4 protein-coding genes are annotated in these 5,094 nt (G+C 65.6%); 2 read left to right on the top strand and 2 right to left on the bottom strand.

Translation table 11 applies throughout. The annotated features are described in order from the left end of the window. The first annotated feature begins 73 nt into the window (after window positions 1–73). Window positions 74–814, top strand: a complete 741-nt coding sequence (locus tag Q7O19_RS12870) for a hypothetical protein (RefSeq protein ID WP_303810896.1) — start codon at window positions 74–76, stop codon at window positions 812–814. Here the strand turns inward: Q7O19_RS12870 and Q7O19_RS12865 are convergent, their stop codons facing one another. Both Q7O19_RS12865 and Q7O19_RS12860 read right to left on the bottom strand, forming a co-directional pair. Next, window positions 815–3,085 (bottom strand): patatin-like protein, encoded by a 2,271-nt coding sequence (locus tag Q7O19_RS12865; protein WP_303810895.1) that lies wholly within the window; start codon window positions 3,083–3,085, stop codon window positions 815–817. It lies immediately after the preceding gene. 87 nt (window positions 3,086–3,172) lie between these two features. After that, the gene (locus Q7O19_RS12860; protein ID WP_303810894.1) at window positions 3,173–4,411 is read right to left on the bottom strand and encodes a M20/M25/M40 family metallo-hydrolase; all 1,239 of its coding nucleotides are present in this window, start codon (window positions 4,409–4,411) and stop codon (window positions 3,173–3,175) included. An 84-nt stretch (window positions 4,412–4,495) separates the two neighbouring features. On the opposite strand from Q7O19_RS12860, the gene Q7O19_RS12855 reads away from it, so the two are divergent. After that, window positions 4,496–5,094, top strand: a 599-nt coding sequence (locus tag Q7O19_RS12855) for an ATPase domain-containing protein (RefSeq protein WP_303810893.1), incomplete at its 3' end; no start/stop codon positions are given.

Raw genomic sequence — 5,094 nt, 5'->3', positions numbered from 1 at the left:
GATAACTTGTCCCTTGCCCTCGCGAAATCCTGTGGCCAAACAGTGCCAATCGCAGGAGTGATGCCGTCCCACCATGCCCTGGCTGTTCACCATCTTTCTGGCCATTCACGTCGGCGCCGGCGTGGTGGCGCTTACCAGTTTCTGGGGGGCGGTGCTGACGCGCAAGGGCGGCCCGGCGCATCGGCGGTGGGGGTTCGTGTTTTCGGCGGCCATCTATATGGCCGCCGCGCAGGCGCTGGGGATGGGGGTGCTGTCTCTGGTATGGCCGCTGGCGATGCACCCGCAGTTGACCGACGAAGTGCTCTATCGCGGCATGTTCGGGACGATGATGGTATATCTGGGGCTGCTGGCGATTTCGATGACGCGTTATGGGCTCGTGATGGTGAGCAACCGGCGTGATCATCCCGGCAACCGGCACTGGTCGATGCTGGCGGTGCAGGGCGGTACCATGCTGGCGGCGGGCATCTGCCTGGCGCATGGGCTGTATCTGCTGGATCGCAATGGCCCGGTGATGGAACCGATCCTGATGGTGATGGTGGCGCTGCTCGGCTTTGGCACCACGACCACTTACTTCCGTTACATCTTCACCACGCCGGCTTCCCCACGCGCCTATATTCCGGAGCATTTCAAGGCGATGGTGGCGACCGGGATTGCGGCCTACACGGCGTTCCTGAGTGTGGGCCTGATCGAGATGTTCCCCACCCACGCCTTTAACCCGGCGATCTGGGCGATCCCGACGATGTTCGGCATGGCGATCATCATTCATTATCTGCGGCAATACCGGCCGGCAGGAAAAACCCAACCGGCGGAGTGACTATTCCGCCAGCGCGGCGTCGAGCGCGGCGATCGTGTCGGGAATGTCAACAAGATGCGCCCGCTCTGCCGCCACGATGGCACGGAAGGCGGCGCAGCGGATTTCGCCGAGGGTGGCCGCGTCGGGCCGGGCCTTGGCGGGAAGGGAGGAGACGACCAGATCGATGAGCCGCTCAGTCCCGTGCAGGCGGCCCCACAGATAATCATGTTCCCGACAGGCGCGGCTGAAAAAGGCACCGAAGGCATTGAACAGCGCGCCTTTAAGACGCTGGCCGCCGGCGCTGGTCAAAGCCGAACAATCTTCCGGGCTGATGCGATCGACCTTGATCTCGTCTAGCTCGTCGATGTTGCCATCGGCGATCAGTGGCAGGATGGCGATGTCGAAGAAGGGGAAGCCGAGATGGGCCGCTACCAGATCGCGGCGCAGACGGCGCGGCAGCCCGCTGGCGAGAAGGTCTACCAGCGCTTGGTCGCTGCGGGCATCAAGGCCCTTCAGGTCGAGGGCGTTGGCCACGGCGGCCAGTGCGCTGGCGGGATCGGCGATGGCGTTGCCGGCGGCTGCCAGGCTGCCGGCGGCCGGCCAGCACATCAGGTGCGGCGCGAGAATGGCGTAGAGCCCGGCCTTGATCTTGCCTAGCGCTGTTGCTGTTGCCCCCTCCGCTCCGGTCAGCTCCATGTTCACCCGCCGGATCAGGAAACGCAGGCGGCGGATGCGGAAATCGACATCGAAATTGCGCAGGAACAGCACATAGGGCGAAGCCGCCCCCGCCTTGCCCAGCGCCGTTTCCGGCTTGTTGACACCGCCGGCGTTGAGGTGCCGCCACAGGCTGGCCCGAACTGCGCCCACCTCCTGCCCGCCCAGCGCGGCGATGCGCTCGGCCAGCCGTTCGGTCACCAGCGCGAATTTCAGCCGGCCATAGGCGCCATAGGCAAAGCCGGTCGCTTTCGCCGCCTCGCTATTCATGCGGCTGCGCCAGGCTGCGAGCCGTTCCAGGCTGGGCGAAAACAGCAGCAGGCGCATGCCGATGGCGGCATCGATGGCGATATCCACCTGCGGCATCATGCCGATCACGATATGGCGCAGCCGGCGCGACCGCATCGAGATTGCCTTGATCGTGCCCAGGCTGTCGCGGATCGGCTGCTGGCGCGGGATATCGGCAAGGGAGCGCAGGATGGTGCCGAAGAAGCCGGGCGGCTGGCCGGTCACCGCGCCATCGTCGTGCATCCCCGGCTTGGGATCGAGATAGACGAAGCGCCGGTCCACTTCGCGATGTGCTGGACGGCGGCCCAGCGCAGCCAGCGCAGGGCCAAAGGGCCGGTTGTCGAGCACGGCGCCATCGATCAGGTCGACGCTTTCCGGCTGAGCGCGGCCTGGCAGCACGCGATCGATGAAGGCCTGCCGCCCCGGCCAGTCTTCACCGCGGCTGGCCAGCAGCGCGTCGATCTCGGAAATCCGTGCCGGCGGGAAGGCGCCGGGAAAGCTCGCCGTGGCCCTCGCCGCAAACACCAGATCCGGCGTTGGCCCCAGATGCCGCTCCGCGCCGTCGCCGGGGCAGGCAAAACCGATCACCAGGCGATGTTCGGGCTCGGTCACTTCTTCCGGTGTGTTCAGCCGCAGGCGTTGGGGGGCGCCGTGATAATCGGTGACCGTCACGAACAGATCGAACGGGTGCAGCCGCGGCAACAGCGGCGGCGTGCGCTCGCCCTTTTCCATCGCGGCAAAGGCATCGGCCAGCAGGCCCGAGAAGGCCGCACCGGAAAACGGCGGCTTGAACCATCGGCTGCGCATGAAACGGGACAGCTTGCGCTTCACCTCCGTGTGCGCCGCCACCTCGGCCGTGTCTTCATCCTCCAGGCCGCGTCGGCGCACCCACCACACCAGTGGGATCGCCCAAAGTTTCGACAGCGGCCGCGACGCCGCCGCCTTGTCGAGCAGCACGTCACTATCTGCCCCGTCCAGCCAGAGGCTGCGGATGGCATCCAGATCATGCCCTTCCACCAGCGCCCGGGCCAGCAGCACGCCGTTGATGCCGCCGGCCGAGGCGCCGGCAACGATGTCGCACATCACCCTGAGGTCAAGATTGGGCAAGCTGTCGAGCAGCGCCTGGTAGACAATCTCCCTGTCGTTGGCTGGCGGCAACCCGGTTGGACTGTGCCGCCGCATCGAGACGCGCGCGAGTTTCCACACTTCCTTGGTGAGGCCGTGCATGTACACCGCCAAGCTTACCCCGCCGTAACAGACCAACGCGAGGCGCAGCTCCTTTGTCTGCAAAGGGGCCTCCTTTCACAGATCAGTCTGGCTGACGCTTCAAGCCCCCGCAAGTGCTGGGGAATTTCAAGGCGAGAAGCTGGAAGTGCCTCAGCGCTTGATGTTGGCCACTTCCACCACGATGTCGAACGCCGTGGTCAGCCCCTTCACGAAGGTGGCGCGTTCCACGTTCACATATTCATCCAGCGCGTGGGCGCGGAAGCCGCCGCCGCCAGCACCCAGCGTGATGGCCGGGATGCCAAGGCTGATCGGGATATTGCTGTCGGTGGAGCTGGGCATCAGCTGGGCATCGTAGCCGCCGGCTTTCAGAAGCCGTTCGGCGGTTTGCACCAGGGGGTCTGTGGCCGGTGTGGTGCCGGCTGGGCGGTCGCCGATCAGTTCGGGCACGGCGCTGATCTTGCCATAGCGCGTGTCGCGGGCCGCATTTTCGGCGGAAACGCTGTCTTCGATGATCTTCAGGAACTGGCTTTCGAGCGCCTTCAGATTGGTGGTGGAGGCCGAGCGCATGTCGAATTCGGCGAGGATGAGATTGGGGATGGAGTTGACCGATGTGCCGCCGGCAATGGTGGAAGCAGCGAAGGTCGTCTTCATGTCGGTGGGCGGGACGATCCCGTAAAGGCCCTGCACGGTCCCGGCCATGGCCGCCATCGGGTTGACGATGCCGAATGCGCCATAGCTGTGGCCGCCCGGACCCTTGAAGGCGACGCGGTAGCGGCGGGAGCCGACACCGCCGTTGACGATGCGGGCGACATTGCTGCCATCAAAGCTGATGAAATCACCGATGCGGGGCTTGAGCGGGCTGGCCGAGAAGATGTGGCGCACGCCGCGCAGATCGCCCTGGCCTTCCTCGCCGACATTGGCGACGAAGATGATGTCCCGCGTGGTCTGGATCTTGCCGGCATCCATTGCGCGAATGAAGGCGAGCAGTGCGGCGAGGGTGATGGTAGTGTCGCCGATGCCAGGCGCGTGCAGCGTCTCACCTTCGCGGCGGATCTTGATGGCGACATCGGGCGGGAACACGGTATCGAGGTGGGCGGCGACCATCAGCGCCTTGGCGGCGCGATCCTTGCCGGGGCGGGTGCCGATGACATTGCCGACAGAGTCCAGGTGCACGTCGCTCAAGCCCAGCGCCTTGAATTTCTCGGCCATCCGCGCTGCGCGCGCCGCTTCCTTGAACGGCGGGGCGGGGATTTCGGTCAGCTCGATCACCTCGGCAATGGTCTGATCGTAATCGGCGGCGATCCTGGCGTGGGCGGCTTTGATCGGCGCCGACTGGGCGAGCGCCGGAGCAGCGGTGGCGAGGAGGAGGGTGAGGATCATGGTGCGCATGGCGGCATTTGGCACGGCAGGCATGCCGCTTGCAAGACCAGGCGCGCCAGCCTAATGTTTCCTATCTGTTCTGAATGGGATTTTATGGCAAAGGGCAAAACGCGCTTCGTGTGTCAGGCCTGCGGGGCGGTGGCGCCGCGCTGGGCGGGGCAGTGCGGGGACTGCAAGGAATGGAACACGCTGGTGGAGGAAGCCGCCCCGGTGTTCACGCCATTTGCCGCCAAGCAATCGCTGCAAACCGGTGGGCGTCGCATCGCGCTGGAGAGCCTGGCTGATGATGTGGCGCTGCCGCCGCGTTTGAGCACCGGCATTGCCGAACTTGATCGCGCGCTAGGCGGCGGGCTGGTGCCGGGCAGTGTCACACTCATCGGCGGCGATCCTGGCATCGGCAAATCCACCTTGCTGTTGCAGGCGGCCGGCAAGATGGCGCGCACAGGGGCGAGTGTCGCCTATGTTTCAGGCGAGGAAGCGGCGGATCAGGTGCGATTGCGGGCGCGGCGGCTGGGGCTGGCCAAGGCAGATGTGGCGCTGGCGGCCGAAACCAATGTGCGGGACATTTTGACAACGCTGACCAGCCTGAAGGCACCGCCGGGGCTGCTGGTGATCGATTCGATCCAGACGATGCACAGCGACACGCTGGAAGGCGCGCCGGGTACGGTTTCTCAGGTGCGGGCATCGGCGCA

Source organism: Sandarakinorhabdus limnophila DSM 17366 (genome assembly GCF_945882885.1).
In the GTDB taxonomy this organism is placed as follows: domain Bacteria; phylum Pseudomonadota; class Alphaproteobacteria; order Sphingomonadales; family Sphingomonadaceae; genus Sandarakinorhabdus; species Sandarakinorhabdus limnophila_A.
The sequence above is the reverse complement of the archived record's forward strand: the minus strand, read 5'-3'. Positions and strand labels throughout refer to the sequence as shown.